The following is a 17,660-nucleotide window of genomic DNA, read 5'->3' on the forward strand; positions in this document are numbered from 1 at the left end:
GCAATTGCGCACTAGGCAGGGACGACGCCGAATATGGGGCGACTGGCACCATCCACTCGTCATTCCGGGGCAGCCCGAAGGGCTGAGCCCGGAATCCATCAGGCCGCATCATGCGCGGCCGAATGGTTTCCGGGCTCGTGCTTCGCACGCCCCTCAGGTGCGCAATTGCGCACCTGGGAATGACGATGGGGAAAGGCCGAGCGTCGCGGCCTTCAATGCACCGCGGCGTACAGGATCTTGTCCTGGGTCGCATCCGCAGCGTCGAACTCGGCGACGATGCGGCCGGTGCGGGCGACCAGGATGCGGTCGGAGACGGCGAGGATCTCCGGCAGGTAGGACGAGATCACCACCACCGCCTTGCCCTCGTCGGCGAGGCGGCGGATTTCACTGTGGATGTGCGGGATGGTGCCGACATCGACGCCTCGCGTCGGCTCGTCGAAGAAGATGATCGAGGGTTCCTGCACCAGCGTCTTGGCCAGCACCACCTTCTGCTGGTTGCCGCCTGACAGCTCGATGATCCGGGCCTTGCGCTGCAACGCGCTGATCTTCAGCCGGTCGACCCAGTAGTTGGCGAGCTTGCTGCGCCTGGCGCGCGACAGCAGGAAGCTCCAGCCCTTTCGCGTGGCCAGGCTGCCGATATAGACGTTGTCGTCGACCACCATGGTCTCGAAGAAGCCGTTGGCCTTGCGGTCCTCGGTGATGTAGGCGATGCCGTCGTTGATCGCCTGCCGCGGCACGCGGTAGCGGATCGGTTTGCCGCGCAGCCGGATGGTGCCGCCATTGACCAGATTGCGCTTCAGCGCGCCGTACACGATCTTGGCGATCTCGGTGCGGCCGGAGCCGATCAGGCCGGCGATGCCGACCACCTCGCCGGCATAGATCGAGAACGACATGTTCTTGACCGCCATGCCCATGGTGACGTTCTCGACCGTCAAGACCTTCTCGCGGCGCTGATGGGTCTTGGCCTTGCCGCCATAGACCGCCTGCGCCACCTCGCGGCCGACCATGTGCTGCACCAGCGCATCACGCGTCAGCTGCCTGGCGGGCGCCGTAATCACCAGCTTGCCGTCGCGCAGCACGGTAATGCGGTCTGCGATCTGCAGCGACTCTTCCAGCGCATGCGAGATATAGATGATCGAGACGCCGCGGGCACGCAGGTCGCGCACCAGGTGGAAAAAGTGGACGATCTCCTCCGGCGTCAGCGACGCGGTCGGCTCGTCGAAGATGATGATGCGGGCCTTGTTGTAGATTGCGCGGGCGATCTCCACCATCTGCTTCTTGGCGGTGCCGAGCAGCGCCACGGGCGTCGCCGGATCGACATGGAAATTGAGCGACTGCAACAGCTGCTGGGCCTGGATGTTCAGCGTCCGGAAACGCGTCAAGAGCTTCTCGTTGCCGAGCTCGATGTTCTGCGCCGCGGTCATGGTCGGCACCAGGCTGGTCTCCTGATAGACCATGCAGATGCCGGCATTGAGCGCGTCGCGCGGCTGCTCGAAATTGGCGGGCTTGCCGTCGAGCAGATAGTCGCCGGAGGTCAGGTTGATCGCGCCGGCGATCGCCTTGCACAGCGTCGACTTGCCGGCGCCGTTCTCGCCGACCAGCGCATGCACCTCGCCGGGATAGAGATCAAAGTTGACGCCCTCGATGGCGTGGACGCCGCCATAGATCTTGGAGCCGTTCGAGATCCGCAGCACCGGCTCGCGGGTTGCCGATTGAGGCGCGGGCGTTGCCTGCATCACACCGTCATTCATCGCAGGTCTCCCGTGTAGCGCAGCAGGCGCCCCGCGCCGCGCGCGGCGATCACGATGCCGGCGGGCGTGGCGCAGGCGGCGCTGATGCCGTGAAAGCGGCCGCCGGCGCGGCTATGCAGGCTGTCGACCGCATCGCCTTCGGCGTCGAGATGCACCAGCAGGCCGTAGGAGCGCGGCGGCGCCCACGGCTTCTGGATGCCGAGCGCCTTGACGCTGCCGATCTGCATCGGCTCCAGGCAATCGCTGCCGCCGGCCAGTGCCGGCGCCACCCAGTAGTCGGGCGGCATCGTCGCCATCATCTCCTCGCGGAAATCGTCTTCCTTGAGCACGAACTCGATCAGATGGGTGCGGCGGGCGAACATGCCGAGCAGCAAGCCGCCATGGCCGTCCGGATGCAGCCGCGCCGGATAGCCCGGCATGTTGGTCGCGACGATCTCGCGCGGACCAAGGCCGTTGCCGCCGAGCGCGAACCGGCTGAGGCGATGCGCCCAGCTCTCGGTGAGCCACAGGCTGTTGCCGTCCGCGGACACCATCACGCCATAGGGGTACGGCAGATCGCGCAGCAGCACCTGCGGATTGTCGAGACCGGCGCCGCAGCTGATCAGGCGGCCAGCGGCGCGTTTCTCCATCAGATCGTGCCGCCACTCGCCCGGACGGCGGCCGGCGCTGCCTTCGACGGCATAGATGCGGCCATCGGGTGCGGCTGTGACGGACAGCAATCCTGTGAGCGCGCTGCCGCCGGCCGACTCCAGCCAGCGCGGCGCGGGCTTGGCCGGATCGATCGCGGCAAGGCCCCTGCCCGCGACGCACACCAGCAGGCGGCCGTCCGGATGCAATGCGAGCCCGCCGGCATCGTCCTCGAACTCGGCAACGAGCGTGCGTGTCGAGAAATCCGCGCCGCTGAGCTTCAGCACCCGCCGGCCGGCGGACACATAGACCGCATCGTCGCCGGCGGCGATGACGTCGTCGACGCCGGACAGCGGCTCGCCGATCGGCACAGCGGAATCGAGCCGGTCGTTCGGGCTAAGCGCACCGTCGAGCGGCGGGATCGCGTTCTGGCCGCCGTCGCGATCGATGACGCTGCGGATGTCGCGCAGCAGATGATCGAAGAATCCCATTATGTCGTCACCCTGCTCTTTGCGCCCCAATACGCGTCGTAGCCGGTCCAACTGTCGTCGACGCCGTCGAGCTTGATGCGGCCGATCCGGTTGTTCTCGAGCCCGCCGAGATAGAGGTAGCCCTTGTGCTCGCGCATCGAGGTCAGGGTCGAATGCGAGATGCCGGTCGGGTCCCACCAGGATTCCAGCGCCTCGCCCTGCTCGTTGAACTTGAGTACGCAGCCATGGTTGAGCGCCGGTGCCAGCCACTCGTCGGTCGGCACCTGCTTGACCATGCGCAGCCGGAATCCGGGCTTGCGGCACGACAGATCGAAGGTCGGCGTGCGGATACCGACCAGCGCCAGCCAGTAGGTGCCGTCGGAGGCGCGGTTGATGTTGTCCGGGTTGCCCGGCAGCTCATCGATCAGCACCTCGGTCTTGCCCTTGTTCGGGCCGTCGATCCAGTGCCGGAACACCTTGCAGAGCGAGGTCGACGCGATCAGGATCGACTTGCCGTCATGGGAGACGCAGATCCCGTTCGGGAAATAGAAGTGGTTGATCACCGTCCGCGTGGTCTTGGTCGCGGGGTCGTAACAGACCACGCGGCCGTTCGGCCGGCCCTCGAGGATGTCGAGGGTGTTGGTGGTCATCTCGTAGCGTGTGGTGCAGTCGCTGAAATAGATCTTGCCGTCGGGCGCGATGTCGAGATCGTCAGCCATGCGCAGGCGAGAGTCGTCGTTCAGCTTGTACCAGGTGCGGTTGGTCTCGTCGGTGACCTTGAAGATGCGGCCGTCGGGCGCGACGCCGTAGACGCCCATGCCGGCCACGGCGACGATCAGGTTCTCGTCGCGGTCGAACTGCATGCCGAGCGGCCGGCCGCCGATATGGGCGAACACCTCGCGGGTCTCGAAGTTCGGCCCGGAGAAGCGGATCACATTGCCGTCGCGGGTCGAGCCGTAGAGCCGGCCCTGGCGATCGAGGATGACATCCTCGGGCCCTTCGACCTGGTCGACGCCGATCGCCTGCGCGTTGATCAGCCGGTCGTTCTGCGCGTAGGGCGACGCCGCGCCGGGCTGCACCGCGGGCGCCGAGGCCAGCGGAACGAAGGCCGGATTGACATAGATCTTCTGGATCGCCTTGCCGCGGTTCTTCGACCATTTGACGTCGATGCCGACGGCGGCGAGCAGGATCATGCCGGTCACCGCCGAGGTGACGTAGCCCGGGATGCCCATCCGCACCAGGCCGTTGATGAGGAGGAAGATGATCAGTGCGCCGATCATCGCCCGCCACACCGTGCCCTTGCCGCCGGCCAGCGACACGCCGCCGAGCACCACCGCGGTCAGCGCCTGGAATTCCCAGCCGACGCCGGTGGTGGAATCCGTCGAGGCCTGCCGTGCCGCGTAGAAGATGCCGCTCGCCGCGCACAGCGTGCCCGACAGCACATAGGTCATGAACAGCATCAACCTGACGCGGATGCCGGCATGGCGCGCCGCCTTGCGGCTGGCGCCGATCGCGGTGAGATGCCAGCCATAGCGCGAGCGCGACAGGAAGATGTGGCAGATCAGGAGCACCACGAACAGCGTCGCCGCGTTGACGGGGATGCCGAGCACGCTGCCGCCCCCGACGAAGTCCCAGGCGTCGCTGTCGATCGAGTTGGTCGCGAACACCTGGGCATAAGAGGTGTTGAGCAGGTTGACCGAGGCGCGCAGGATGATCAGCGTCACCAGCGTGGTCAGGAACGGCCGCGTCTTCAGGAAGCCGATCAGGAAGCCGTTGATGCTGCCGAGCAGCGCGCCGACCAGGAGCGTCGCCGGCACCGCAAGGCCGACCGGCCATTCGCGCACCAGCAGGAAATACAGCGCGGCGAAATTGCACAGCGCGAAGATCGCGCCGACCGACAGGTCGATGCCGCCGGTGACAAGGCAGAAGCCCATCGCCAGCGCGACGAAACCGAATTCGGCGAACAGCCGCAGCAGCGATACCGAGTTCTGCACCGAGGCGTAGTCGGGAATGGTGAGCGCGAAATAGGCCCACAGCCCGATCATCACGGTGAAGGGCACGACCGGCTCGAACCACTGTTTCAGCAACAGCTCCGACAGCAGCAGCCGGGGTGAGAACCGCCGCACCGATGCGGCAAGGGAATCGACAGCCATCGACATCGTCAACCACTCTTCTTGATTGAGCATGATCTTGCGGAAAACCGGCTCCCGGCTTTCCGGATCGTGCTTTGATCAGCCGGCGCGGGAATGCCCCCCGCGCCGGCTGCCCCGCGCCTTGTTAGTTTTTCTTGGGTAGCGCGAAACAGTTGGCGCCGGAGGCGTTCGACTTGTCGAGCCAGATCGGCCGCGTGTAATAGGACAGGTTTTTCGTACCCGGCTTGTCGCTGGACATCAGCAGGGTCTCGGCCGCGAACATCAGGTCGTGACCCTGCTCGGTCGCCTTGTAGCTGAGGAATTTGCTGAAATTCCCGGAGTTGACCTGGTCGCAATCAAGCTGCGAGCCCTCGCCGGAAGCGAACACCTTGACGTCGTCGATCTTGCCGGCATTGCGGATCGCCTGCGCGGCGCCCGACTCCATGATGCCCCAGAAGCCGATCGAGGCGCAGAGATCGGGATGCTGCTGGATCACGGTCGCGGTGATGTTGAGCGCGGTGTTGGCGTCCCAGTTTGCCGCCTGGTTCGACACCACCTTGATGTTGGGATCCTTGTTCAGGACATCCATGATGGCGCCGACCTGATCGACGCTTGCGGCCGCGGTCAGTTCGCCCTGTACGATCTGCACCTTGCCCGACTTGCCGGAACCGGTGCCGCAGGCCTTGACGGTCTCGTTGGCGAGCATCCTGCCGATCTCGCGCCAGTCGACGCCGACGAAGGCGCCCGACTTGTAGTTCGAGGCCATGTTGACCTGGATCACATGCGTGCCCTGGCTCTCGGCGCGCTTGAGATCCTTCATCAGCAAGGTCACGCTCGGGTTCTGCACGATCAGCACATCGGGCTTCTGGTCGACAAGCGCGGTCAGCGCCTGCTGCATGGCCGACGGATTGTTGTTGGGATCGCGCACGACGTATTTCATGCCGCGCCACTCGGCCTCTTCCTGCACCACGCGGCCCCATTCGTCCGACAGCGGCACGCCGAGCGCGATCGGCAGATAGGCGATGGTCTTGCCCTGCAGCGACTTGTCGTAGGCGGCGCGCAATTCGCGCCCGGCCTTGGTGCCCTCCTCCTGCGCCGATGCCGCGAATGGCATCGCGGCAACCGCCACACCGGCGAGCAGGATCGTCCAGAACTTGGTCGTCTTCATCGTCTCCTCCACAAGAAATGCTTTTTGATTGATTGGGATTTGTTTTTGATTGGCGCGAGGGGCGCGCTCAGTCGAGTTGTCTCAGTCGCCCTGTCGCGCGGTCTCCTCGTCGCGGGGATGCAGCCAATTGTCGAGCACGATGGCGGCGAGCAGCACCACGCCCTTGATGATGTTCTGCACCTCGCTGTTGACATCCATGATGGTGAAGGCGTTGAGCAGCGTGCCGATCAGGATGCAGCCGACCACCACGCTGAACACGCTGCCGCGGCCGCCGATCAGGCTGATACCGCCGATCACGACGACCAGCACGACGTCGAAGATCATGGTCCCCTGCGTGATCGCCATCTGCATGCTGCCTGTCGTGCCGACCCAGACCAGGCCTGCAATCCAGGCGAGCAGCGCAACCAGCACGTGCTCCAGCACGATCAGCGGCCGCAGCGGAATGCCGGTCAGCCGCGCGGCCTCGGGATTGTCGCCCTGCGCATAGATGAAGCGGCCGATCGAGGTGCGCGACAGGAACAAATGCATCGCGATCGCCGCGACCGTGAACACCAGGATCGGAACCGGGATGCCGAACAGCCGTCCGGCGCCGAGATACATCAGGCCCGGTGCATCCTTCGGCGCGTAGACCACCCAGGCCGGCGCGATCCAGAACGCGAGCCCATAGATCACGAAGCCGGCGGCCAAGGTCACGAACAGCGCCGGCGCCTCGACGAAGGCGACCATCACGCCGTTGACGACGCCGATCAGCACCGCGATCGCCAGCGCCAGCAGCACTGCCGTGAAAACAGGCATGCCGTTCTGCATGTAGATCAGCGCGATGGCCCAGGAACCCGCCATGATCGCGACCTCGGAAAGGTCGATGCCGCGGCTGATCACGATCAGCCCCATGCCGAGCCCGAGCACGCCGAGTATCGAAATACTTCGCAGCAGATTCAGGAGATTGGAGACGGTGGCAAAGCCGTTCAGCGTCAGGCCGAATACGACAAGAAGCGCGATGGTGATCAGGAGCACGATCTGCTCCTGGCTCGGTTTCGCAAACATTGCAGCCGGGCGAGATGATGCCGCAGGGACAGCAACGCCGCGCGATGGCGATTGCACGCTCATCGTTTCCTCCAGGTATTATTTTGCTTGAGACTTTAAGAGTGGCAACTCATATTCGTCAAATGCATTCGACGGATACGGATAGATTATTTCCATGCATGTACGTGACGTCGACCTGAACCTGTTCGTGGTGTTCGACGCGATCTATTCCGAGGGTGGCGTCAGCCGCGCCTGCTTCCGCCTCAACCTGACGCAGCCCGCGGTGAGCCATGCGCTGAGCCGGCTGCGCGCGATGTTCAACGATCCGCTGTTCGTGCGCCGCAACCATGTGATGACGCCGACCCCGCTGGCACGCCAGATCATCACCACGGTGCGCCAGGCGCTCAACGGCCTCGAGACCACGCTGACCCACACCGACCGGTTCGATCCGGCGCGGACATCGAAGCGGTTCGTGATCGGCCTGCGCAACAATCTGGAGGCGCCGATGCTGGGCGCGCTGATCAACCGGATCAGCGCCGTGGCGCCGCTGGTCGAGATCGCCACGGTGCGCTGCGAGCGCAACAATCTGGAGCGCGAGCTCGCCGCCGGCACGCTGGATGTCGCGATCGATACGCTGCTGCCGCTGTCGGCGGAGGTGCGGCGCGAGCAGATCCTGACCGAGCATATTGCGGTGTTCGCGCGACGTGGCCATCCCGAGCTCGGCGCGCGGCTCGCCAAGAAGGCTTACTTGCGCATGGAGCATGTCTGCGTGACGTCGCGGCGCAGCGGCGTCTCGTTCGAGGATTTTCAGCTGCAGCGCCTCGGCCTGACCCGCACCGTGCGCCTGACTTGCCAGAATTTCGCGACCGCCTGCCACGTCGTGAGCCGCAGCAACATGCTGCTGACGGCGTCCGAAAGCGCCGCTTCGGTGCTGGAAGATCCCGGGCAGTTGCAGTGCTTCCCCTGCCCGTTCCCGATCAGCCCGCACGTCAACTATCTCTACTGGCACGCCACGGCCGAAGACGACACCACCAATCAGTGGCTGCGCGAGCAGCTGCGCGCTGCCGCAGCGCTGCTGGCCGGCAGCCGCTTCAGCAAGAAGAACCGGCGCGCGGCCAAGACGCGCCCGAAGATCGCGATCCCGATGGCGACCAGTCTCGCTGCGGAATAGCGGCCGGGCTGGAAGTGGCTATTGGCCACACCCTTTCGCGCGGGCAGGCGCCGCTTCGCTCGACCGACCTCATTTTGGAGCCGGGGCTGGTGGAGTGCTCACATCCGACAACGATTGAGCTTCCGCGGCGTAAGCTGTCGCAGAATTCCGATAGTATTTTGCATTCTCCAAACCTAGCGCATAGAGCGTCTTGGCTACGGCCTCATAGTCTTTCGTTGTCGAAGTTATGCAGAACGACCAATCGTAGCTATCGCTCGTGTAGTAGAGGATGAAGATGTCAGACGACAAAATCTCCTGTTCGATTAGATTTCGAAAATCTGCACCCTTATCGAATTTCCCCGCATGAGAGATCTCGATCGCGCTTCCTGCGTAGAGTGCCAACCTGTCTCCGAATTCCTTGACCGCTGGAGTATCGGCCGGCATCTTATGACTGATAAAAATCTTCATAATATTTCTCCAGAATCAGCAATCAGGCCAATTCGCCGCTACTAAGCGGTCCTAAAATTTTGATGATGTGCGCGGGCGCAAACCAATAGCTGCGCAGCACCCACTTTGGCTTTATTAGCCACGTAACACAACTCTAAAGTGCGAAAAAGAACTGAGCACCTGGCCTTTCGGCACAACGGCCGCGCGCGATACCGCGCCCTGCGTTCGGGACTATGTCAGGAGGATCGAACCGGTCGGACCTCCCTGCTCGGTCTCACAAGCCGCGCAAGCGTCTTGCGCCCAGACGGTGTAGCCTTGTGGTTATCTGGTGTGACGGGACCGGAAAGAACGCGATCAGCGTCGGCCGTGGCGTCACCGTCGCGGCGAGGATCGATATCAGATTGCGGGGTTCAGCCATGCGGTTCCGCGCTTGAATCGGCTGCTGGGGGCAGGCATAAGAACCCCCGTCTCTCCTTAAAAAATGCCCATAGCCCAAGGATTTATGATGCCCGCCTATCGCTCCCGCACCACCACCCACGGCCGCAACATGGCGGGTGCTCGCGGCCTCTGGCGCGCCACCGGCATGAAGAACGAGGATTTCGGCAAGCCGATCATCGCGGTGGTCAATTCCTTCACCCAGTTCGTGCCCGGCCACGTCCATTTGCAGAACCTCGGGCAATTGGTGGCGCGAGAAATCGAGAAGGCCGGCGGGGTGGCAAAAGAGTTCAACACCATTGCAGTCGATGACGGCATCGCGATGGGCCATGACGGCATGCTCTACAGCCTGCCCTCGCGCGAGCTGATCGCCGACAGCGTCGAATACATGGTCAACGCGCATTGCGCCGACGCGATGGTCTGCATCTCCAACTGCGACAAGATCACCCCCGGCATGCTGATGGCGACGCTGCGGCTCAACATCCCGACCGTGTTCGTCTCCGGCGGTCCGATGGAGTCGGGCAAGATCCTGCTCAAGGGCAAGAAGCGCGCGGTCGACCTGATCGACGCGATGGTCGCGGCCGCCGATTCCAACGTGTCGGATGAAGAGGTCGAGGTGATCGAGCGCTCGGCCTGCCCGACCTGCGGCTCCTGCTCCGGCATGTTCACCGCGAATTCGATGAACTGCCTGACCGAGGCGCTCGGCCTCGCCCTGCCGGGCAACGGCTCGGTGCTGGCGACGCATGCCGACCGCAAGAGCCTGTTCGTCGAGGCCGGCCATCTGATCGTCGATCTCGCCCGCCGCTATTACGAGCAGGACGACGCCAAGGTGCTGCCGCGCAACATCGCGAACTTCAAGTCGTTCGAGAACGCGATGACGCTCGACATCGCGATGGGCGGCTCCACCAACACCGTGCTGCATCTGCTCGCCGCTGCGCGCGAGGGCGAGGTGCCGTTCACGATGGCCGACATCGACCGGCTGTCACGAAAAGTGCCGGTGCTCTGCAAGGTCGCGCCCTCGGTGCAGGACGTCCACATGGAGGATGTGCATCACGCCGGCGGCATCATGGCGATCCTCGGCGAGCTCGATCGCGCCAAGCTGCTCACCACCGACGGCCCGACCGTGCATGCCACAACGCTCAACGACGCGCTGAACCGCTGGGACGTGGTGCGGACCACGAGCGACAAGGTGCGCAACTTCTATCGCGCAGCGCCGGGTGGCGTGCCGACCCAGGAAGCCTTCAGCCAGGACCGCCGCTTCGACGAGGTCGACGTCGATCGCGAAACGCGGGCGTCATCCGCGATGCCGCCCATGCCTACTCCAAGGACGGCGGCCTCGCGGTGCTGTTCGGCAATCTTGCGGAAGACGGCTGCATCGTAAAGACCGCCGGCGTCGACCAGAGCATTCTGACATTCTCAGGTCCGGCCCGCATCTTCGAGAGCCAGGACGCGTCGGTCGACGCCATCCTCACCAACAAGGTCAAGGCCGGCGATGTCGTGCTGATCCGCTATGAAGGTCCGCGCGGCGGCCCGGGCATGCAGGAGATGCTCTACCCGACCAGCTATCTGAAGTCGAAGGGCCTCGGAAAGGCCTGCGCGCTGATCACCGACGGCCGCTTCTCCGGCGGCTCGTCGGGCCTGTCGATCGGCCACGTCTCGCCGGAAGCCGCCGAGGGCGGATTGATCGGCCTGGTCGAGGAAGGCGACATCATCGAGTTCGACATCCCGAACCGCAAGGTCAACCTCAGGGTCGATGATGCCGAGCTGAAGCGCCGTCGCGCCGCGATGGAAGCCAAGGGCAATGCGGCATGGAAGCCGGCGGCGCCGCGCAAGCGCGCCGTCTCGACTGCACTCAAGGCCTATGCGGCGTTCGCGAGCAGCGCGGCGAAGGGTGCGGTGCGCATCCTGCCGGAGTAGGACCGCGCGAAGCGCGTCAGCGCTAAGTCATTTGCAAGTCGGCCGCTTCGATCCGGATGCGGTCGGCATGCAGTGACCAGTCGCACAGCGATTGTTCCTGACAGAATTTGACCTTGGCCATCTCGGTGGCCTGGCCTTCGCTCAACGCGTCGATCTCAAGCGCGCCCTGGCAGACCTCGCGCTGGCGGCCATTGCCGCCGAGCACGTCCTTCATGAAATGAACGACGAAGCGTGACATGAAACCCTCCCTGCTGGACCGGAAGAGCCGGGAGTACCGCTTTAGCACTAACGCGAAATGGGGTTGAGTTAATTCGACGCGCGCGGGTGCGGCGCTTTGCGCGGTGGAAAACTAGGCGCCGGCCTGCGGCAGGCTGGCGGCGGCGATCGCGACGATCTGCGCAAGACGGCGGCCGATTCTCGCGGGCGCGTTGCGGAGCAATGACTGGACCTGTCGCATGATCATCTTCCTTCCGTGCCCGCAATGGTCGGGCACACCGGGAACATGGCGATATCAGGCTAAGCCGTCGATATCTCAGGGAAAATAACAACGGGCGTGTTGCGGGATGACGGTTCGGCAGTGGGTTTGTTGCCCGAATCGCGGCGCTGGCGAAGGAGATTTTCTCCGGCTTCTCGGGGCCGCCGCGTCACGCCGCCACGCTTCTCGTTTCGCTGTTAAGGGACACACCGGTGGAAGGGTTCCCCCCTTGCGGGGGCAGGATTAGGGAGAGGGGTACCGCACGGCACACTCTCTCACTTTGGACCCCCAACACGCGCGATCGAAATTGCGACGATCGGTCTTCGTCGATGCTCTCGCCCGGGGCCACTCCTCTCCCCACCCTCCCCCGCAAGGGGAGAGGAGCCTGGCCAGTGTGCTCACTCCACGAAGGCGAGAGCTACCACCGCGCCCTACCCCGGCATGAACCCGAACGCCTTCTCGAATCGTCGCGCATACACCGGCCAGACCTCGGGATTGATGATGCGCGGCGGGCGCTTGCCGTCGAGGGCGTCGAGGATCTGCTCGGCGGCGATCCGGCCCATGTTGATGCGCGCCTCGCGGGTGACGCCGGCGGTGTGCGGGCTCGCCAGCACGTTGTCGAATTGCAAGAGCGGATGATCCGGCGGCGGCGGCTCCTTGGCCCAGACATCGAGGCCGGCACCGGCGATGCGCTTGTCGCGCAGCGTCTCTTCCAGCGCCTTCTCGTCATGGATGAAGCCGCGCGCGGTAGTGACGAAATAGGCGTGCGGCTGCATCAGCGCGAATTCGCGCGCACCGATCATGCCTCGACTCTTGCTGTCGAGCGGACAGGAGATCGAGACGAAATCGGCGCGGCGCAGGAGATCGTCGAGCTCGACCTTTTCCCCGCCCCGCTTGGCCATCTCCTCCGCCGTCAGATACGGATCGTAGGCGATCACCTTCATGTGCAGGAGGCCCTTGCACAGCTCCGCGATGCGGCGGCCGACATTGCCGAGACCGACGATGCCGACGGTCTTGTGGTTCAGCTCGTTGCCGATCAGGTCGTTGCGATTGACGTTGGCCTCGCGCCGCAGCCGACGGTCGGACTGGATGATGCGCTTCGACAGCGTCAGCATCATGCCGAGCGCGTGCTCGGCGACCGAATTGGCGTTGCCGCCGGACTGGTTGACCACCAGCACGCCCGCGGCGGTGCAGGCATCGACATCGACGGGATCGAAGCCGGCGCCGTTCGAGGACACGATCAAGAGGTTCGGCGCGCGCTTCAACAGCTCGGCATGGGCATGGAAATGCGGCGCCAGCTCGTCGCGGGCGGCGCCGATCTGATAGGCATGCGCGTCGGCGAGCACCGGCGCGAACGTCGCCTCCGGCGTCTCGTTCTCCAGGCGATCGAGCCGGACATCCGGCCGCTTCTTCAGGATGTCGACATAGATCTCGTGGGCGAGGTATTTGACGTAGAACACGCGCTTGTTGTTGACGGTCATGTCTTCGAGCAGCCTTCAGTTTGGGAAGCCATAGAGTCGTGCCGGATTGTCGACGAGGATGCGGTGCCGGGTGGCGGCATCCGGCGTCCACTCCTGGAACAGCGTCAGCAGATGGCCGGCGTCGGGCATCTCGCCCTCCACGCGAGGATGCGGCCAGTCGCCGCCCCACACCAGTCGTTCAGGATTGGCCGCGACCAACGCTTCGTGGAACGGCCGCGCATCCGGATAATCCGGCGACCGCCGGCTCAGGCGATGCGCGCCCGACAGCTTGGCCCAGCACCAGCCCTCATCCACCGCGCGCAGCAGGCTCTGGAAACCGGCGGTGTTGATCCCTGCGGCCGCATCGGTGCGGCCCATGTGATCGACCACGACCGGCAAGCCGAGCGCCTTCAGCGTCGGGATCGTGTCCGGCAGATCCTTCACATCGATCCAGAGCTGCAGATGCCAGCCGAGCTCGCCCATCACGGCCGCATGCGTCTCGGCGACGCCAAGCGGAATGCCGCCGCGATAATGCAGCTGCCCGCCGCGAAAGAAATGGTTGAAGCGCAGGCCGCGCACGCCGAGCACATGCCATTGCCGCAGCGTGCCCGCCGCGACGTCGGCATCGGCCACCGCGACGCCGCGCAGGCGAGCGGGCTCACGCTGCAACGCATCCAGCATTGCCGAATTGTCGTGGCCGTGTGCACTGCCCTGCACCAGCACGCCGCGGCTGAACCCGAGTGCATCGAGCATGCCGAGATAGCTCGCAAGCGGTGCGTCCGGCGGCGTGTAGCTCCGATCGCCGGCATAGGGAAAGCGGTCGGCGGGGCCGAACACATGCGCATGCGTATCGCAGGCCTTCGGCGGCAGCTTCTCCCGCGGCGGCGTCACCGGACGCGGCGGCAGGCAGGCTGGAATCTCTGATGCAGCCATTGGCTTACTCCGCCTTCATGCCGGCGGCCTTGATGATCGGCCCCCATTTGTCGTAGTCGGCCTTGATCTTGGCGGCGAATTGCTCCGGCGTGCTCCCGATCGAAATCGCGCCGAGCTTGCCGAGACGCTCCTTCACGGCATCGGTATTCACCGCCGCGACGAAATCATGCGAGAGCTTCGCGACGAGGCCGGCCGGCATGTTGCCGGGACCAAGCAGCCCCCACCACACCTCGGTGTCGTAGCCCGGCACGGTCTCCGCCATGCTCGGCACGTCAGGCAGAAACGGCGCGCGCGACGCCGTCGTCACCGCCAGCGCGCGAACCGTGCCGGCCTGCAACTGCCCGACCGATTCCGGCCCGTTGTTGAACGACATCGGAATCTGCCCGCCAAGCAGATCATTGATCGCCGGCGCACCGCCCTTGTAGGGGATCGCACTGATCTCGATTTTTGCGAGATTGTTGAGCAGCTCGCCGGCCAGATGGGTCGACGTGCCGTTGCCGGCATGCGCGAACGACAGGCTGCCCGGCTTCGCCTTCGCCGCGGCGACGACGTCACCGACCGACTTGAACGGCGAATCCGCGCGCACCAGCAGCACGTTCGGCGACGACGCGAGCAGCGAGATCGGCGAAAAATCCTTGAACGTATCGTAAGGCAGCCTCGGATAAAGGAACGGATTGGTGGCGTGGCCGCTCGCCACCATGATCAGGTTGTAGCCGTCGGGCGCCGAGCTCGCGATCGCTTGCGAGGCAATCACCCCACCGGCGCCGGGCCGGTTCTCGACCACGATCGACTGCGTCCAGCTCTTCGACACCTCTTCAGCCAGCGTCCGCGTCAGCACGTCGACGCCGCCGCCGGGCGGATACGGAACGAGAATGTGAACGGCCTTGGCCGGGTACGGCTGCGCGGACGCGAGCCCGGCCGCGATCATCGCCGCGACCGCGATGGCCATCCGCCAGACCCACCGGGCCATGCACGCCTCCCGTCGTTTATCGTTGCTGCCTGTATCGCATGTTGCGGCAGGCGTCAGGACCGCCGAATTCCGCAGATCGCGATGCGGCCGGGGCATGTTGACAATCACATGCACGGCGTCAAGTTTTGTGCCGCAAGCGGCTACGGGAGCGTTTTCGAGCGAAGTGGACACCGGTTCGCGTCAAGAAAACGCGTCAAGTAAGAAAACTGGAGCTCCGTTCTGATCCAATCAGAACGGAAACGGCTCCAGCAGGTCGCGCGAGCAGGGAGAGCAGGATGGCGGCCGCGGAACAAGCCTCGTCCAAGGATAAAGCCAAGGATAAGTCCCAGGATGCGGCGACCACCTGGCACGGCATCGTGCTGCAGACGCTGAAGCGGAACGAGATCAAGCTGGTGCCCTATGTGCCCGACCGGGTGCTGACCACGCTGATCAAGGACCTGCACGCCGATCCCTATTTCACGACATTTCCGACCGCGCGCGAGGAAGAGGCCGTCGGCATCGTCTCGGGCGCCTGGATGGCGGGGATGCGCGGCGCGGTGCTGATGCAGACCTCGGGATTTGCCACACTCGCCAATGTGCTGGCCTCGCTCGCGGTGCCCTACCAGATCCCGCTGATCATGTTCGTCTCCGAGCGCGGCACGCTCGGCGAGTTCAATTACGGCCAGGCGCTGGTCTGCCGCACCATGCGCCCGGTGCTGGATTCGCTTGCCGTGGAGCATCACACCATTACAAGGCTCGACGAGCTCGAATTCATCGCCGACCGCTCGATCAAGCAGGCCGTCACCACCCAGGCGCCGGTGGCGCTGATCCTCTCGCCGCTTTTGACCGGCGGCAAGACCTTCGACAAGTGAGATCAGCCATGACCAACACTCCCGCACGCAACACCAAGGTGATGAACCGCTTCGATCTCACCCAGCGCCTCGTCGCCGGGCTGACGGACGAGGCCGTGATCGGCGGCATCGGCAACACCAACTTCGATCTGTGGGCCGCGGGCCACCGCCCGCAGAATTTCTACATGCTGGGCAGCATGGGGCTCGCCTTCCCGATCGCGCTCGGCGTCGCACTGGCGCAGCCGAAGCGGCGCGTGTTCGCGCTGGAAGGCGACGGCTCGCTGTTGATGCAGCTCGGCTGTCTCTCGACCATCGCGACGCTGGCGCCGGAGAATCTCACCGTGGTGGTGATGGACAACGGCATCTACCAGATCACCGGCAGCCAGCCGACCCCGGCCGCCGGCCATACCGACATCGTCGCAGTCGCGCTCGCCAGCGGCCTTGCCAACAGCTCCTGGGCCGCCGACGAGGACGATTTCGAGCGGCTGATCGAACAGTCGAAGCAGACCGCAGGCCCAACCCTGATCGGCGTCCGCATCGACGACAAGCCCGGCACCGGCACGACAAGACGCGATCCCGTGCAGATCCGCGAGCGGTTCATGAACGGGATGGGGGTGCGGCAACTGCTGTAGGGCGGTCTATCGCAATATCTCCAGTCGTCATTGCGAGCGGAGCGAAGCAATCCACCTCTCCGGCCGTGCGGGAAGTGGATTGCTTCGTCGCTTCGCTCCTCGCAATGACGAGAGGCAACGAGAGCTTCCCGCTCAATTCATCCGCAGCTCGGTGATGTGCCGCGGATCCGGCGCGAGTTCGCCGCGCTCGACGCGCTTGACGATGTCGGTCAGCGCGGCATTGGCATTGCAGGCGATGCCGAGCTTCTCGCCTTCGCGCACCACGAGACCGTTGAGGAATTCGATCTCGGTGCGGCGGCCCTTCTGCATGTCCTGGCCCATCGAGGGGCGCTGCGCCGACGAGGTGCGCTTGGCATCCTTGAAGCGCTGCTCGTCGCAGGCGCGGGTTGCGGCCTCGTCGCCCTCGCCGGCGCGGGCGATCGTCTCGGGCGGCAGATGCAGGATCTCTTCCAGCTGATAGCCCTGCGCCTGGCCAACGCGGATCGCCTCGCTGCCGAGCCGGGTCGAGAATCGGCGCAGCGGCTCGCTTTGCAGCACCTCGCCGCCCGCTAGGCCGGTGCAGGCCGACAGCCCGTTGCCCATCACATTGGCAACGAGCTTGGACCAGCGCTCACCCCAGAGATTCGAGGTGACCTTGGCGCTGTCGGAATAGCCGACCAGCCGGCACACCTCCTCTGCCCGGGCGGTGATGCGGCCATGCACCTCGCCGGCGCGGAATACAGTGTGCGCCGCCCCGCCCTTGCCGGCGCCGCGGTGGATGTGGCCGGGCTCCGGCAAATTGACGGTGATGCTGCTCGCGATGCAGCCGAGCGTCTTGCCCCAGCCGACGATGCCGGCGATGGTCTCCTCGTTCATGCAGTTCTGCAGCGACACGACGTAGCCGTCAGGCGCCAGATATTGCCGGATCAGCATGGTGGCCCAGGCCGTGTCGTAGGACTTCATGCAGACGAACGCGATATCGACCGGCTTCTCCTTTGCGAGCCGCTGCGCGTCGGTGATATCAAGCGCACGCACCGGCACCGAGAACTCGGCGACATCCATTGCGTGGGTAACGCGCAGCCCGTGCTTGCGCATGTGCGCGACGTGCTCGGGCCAGGGATCGATGAAGGTGACGTCCTCCCCCGCCTGCACCATATGCGCACCGGCGTAGCCGCCGACCGCACCGGCGCCGACGATCGCGATCTTCCGATCCATGTTCCACCCTGCTCTTGATTGGGGCGGACGCTGGCTGCGTTCGCCG

At 64.9% G+C, this 17,660-nt stretch carries 14 protein-coding genes and 1 pseudogene; 4 read left to right on the forward strand and 11 right to left on the reverse strand.

What is annotated here, in order from left to right; genetic code table 11:
* Positions 1 to 212: 212 nt before the first annotated feature.
* From ACVINW_RS35990 to ACVINW_RS36010, 5 genes are all read right to left on the reverse strand, one after another.
* The gene (locus ACVINW_RS35990; protein ID WP_456755673.1) at positions 213 to 1,751 is read right to left on the reverse strand and encodes a sugar ABC transporter ATP-binding protein; all 1,539 of its coding nucleotides are present in this window, start codon (positions 1,749 to 1,751) and stop codon (positions 213 to 215) included.
* Positions 1,748 to 2,869 carry an SMP-30/gluconolactonase/LRE family protein gene (locus tag ACVINW_RS35995; RefSeq protein ID WP_456755674.1) on the reverse strand — a complete coding sequence of 374 codons (1,122 nt, stop codon included), beginning with the start codon at positions 2,867 to 2,869 and terminating at the stop codon, positions 1,748 to 1,750. Before ACVINW_RS35995 ends, ACVINW_RS35990 begins: the two co-directional genes overlap by 4 nt.
* Positions 2,869 to 5,001: an ABC transporter permease gene (locus ACVINW_RS36000; RefSeq protein WP_456755675.1), complete on the reverse strand. Its 2,133-nt coding sequence runs from the start codon at positions 4,999 to 5,001 to the stop codon at positions 2,869 to 2,871. The genes ACVINW_RS35995 and ACVINW_RS36000 overlap by 1 nt, the downstream gene beginning before the upstream one ends.
* A 124-nt stretch (positions 5,002 to 5,125) precedes the next feature.
* The gene (locus ACVINW_RS36005; protein WP_456755676.1) at positions 5,126 to 6,148 is read right to left on the reverse strand and encodes a sugar ABC transporter substrate-binding protein; all 1,023 of its coding nucleotides are present in this window, start codon (positions 6,146 to 6,148) and stop codon (positions 5,126 to 5,128) included.
* A gap of 81 nt (positions 6,149 to 6,229) precedes the next feature.
* Entirely contained in the window at positions 6,230 to 7,162 is a 933-nt protein-coding gene (locus ACVINW_RS36010) for an ABC transporter permease (RefSeq protein ID WP_456755677.1), read from the reverse strand.
* 184 nt (positions 7,163 to 7,346) lie between these two features.
* On the opposite strand from ACVINW_RS36010, the gene ACVINW_RS36015 reads away from it, so the two are divergent.
* Positions 7,347 to 8,342: a LysR family transcriptional regulator gene (locus tag ACVINW_RS36015; protein ID WP_456755678.1), complete on the forward strand. Its 996-nt coding sequence runs from the start codon at positions 7,347 to 7,349 to the stop codon at positions 8,340 to 8,342.
* A 69-nt stretch (positions 8,343 to 8,411) separates the two neighbouring features.
* Here ACVINW_RS36015 and ACVINW_RS36020 read toward each other — a convergent pair whose 3' ends face one another.
* Complete coding sequence (locus tag ACVINW_RS36020) at positions 8,412 to 8,789, reverse strand: hypothetical protein (protein ID WP_456755679.1); 378 nt, start codon at positions 8,787 to 8,789, stop codon at positions 8,412 to 8,414.
* Positions 8,790 to 9,273: 484 nt separating this feature from the next.
* Here ACVINW_RS36020 and ilvD point away from each other — a divergent pair.
* Positions 9,274 to 11,120, forward strand: a pseudogene (ilvD, locus tag ACVINW_RS36025) (dihydroxy-acid dehydratase).
* Between the two features lie 22 nt (positions 11,121 to 11,142).
* Here the strand turns inward: ilvD and ACVINW_RS36030 are convergent.
* The 4 genes from ACVINW_RS36030 to ACVINW_RS36045 form a co-directional block, all read right to left on the reverse strand.
* Entirely contained in the window at positions 11,143 to 11,358 is a 216-nt protein-coding gene (locus ACVINW_RS36030; RefSeq protein WP_021082086.1) for a hypothetical protein, read from the reverse strand.
* A 668-nt stretch (positions 11,359 to 12,026) separates the two neighbouring features.
* Positions 12,027 to 13,076, reverse strand: a complete 1,050-nt coding sequence (locus tag ACVINW_RS36035) for a hydroxyacid dehydrogenase (RefSeq protein ID WP_456755680.1) — start codon at positions 13,074 to 13,076, stop codon at positions 12,027 to 12,029.
* 15 nt (positions 13,077 to 13,091) lie between these two features.
* The gene (locus tag ACVINW_RS36040; protein ID WP_456755681.1) at positions 13,092 to 13,988 is read right to left on the reverse strand and encodes an amidohydrolase family protein; all 897 of its coding nucleotides are present in this window, start codon (positions 13,986 to 13,988) and stop codon (positions 13,092 to 13,094) included.
* 4 nt (positions 13,989 to 13,992) lie between these two features.
* On the reverse strand, positions 13,993 to 14,958 hold the full coding sequence (locus tag ACVINW_RS36045; RefSeq protein ID WP_456755682.1) for a Bug family tripartite tricarboxylate transporter substrate binding protein: 966 nt from the start codon (positions 14,956 to 14,958) through the stop codon (positions 13,993 to 13,995).
* Positions 14,959 to 15,233: 275 nt separating this feature from the next.
* On the opposite strand from ACVINW_RS36045, the gene ACVINW_RS36050 reads away from it, so the two are divergent.
* Together ACVINW_RS36050 and ACVINW_RS36055 are read left to right on the forward strand one after the other, a co-directional pair.
* A complete protein-coding gene (locus ACVINW_RS36050) occupies positions 15,234 to 15,809 on the forward strand; it encodes a thiamine pyrophosphate-binding protein (protein WP_456755683.1) in 576 nt (191 codons plus the stop codon).
* Between the two features lie 8 nt (positions 15,810 to 15,817).
* Positions 15,818 to 16,420 carry a thiamine pyrophosphate-dependent enzyme gene (locus ACVINW_RS36055; protein WP_456755684.1) on the forward strand — a complete coding sequence of 201 codons (603 nt, stop codon included), beginning with the start codon at positions 15,818 to 15,820 and terminating at the stop codon, positions 16,418 to 16,420.
* A gap of 132 nt (positions 16,421 to 16,552) precedes the next feature.
* Here ACVINW_RS36055 and ACVINW_RS36060 read toward each other — a convergent pair whose 3' ends face one another.
* Positions 16,553 to 17,614 carry a ketopantoate reductase family protein gene (locus tag ACVINW_RS36060; RefSeq protein ID WP_456755685.1) on the reverse strand — a complete coding sequence of 354 codons (1,062 nt, stop codon included), beginning with the start codon at positions 17,612 to 17,614 and terminating at the stop codon, positions 16,553 to 16,555.
* Positions 17,615 to 17,660: the final 46 nt, after the last annotated feature.

This window comes from Bradyrhizobium sp. USDA 4461, from assembly GCF_054055655.1.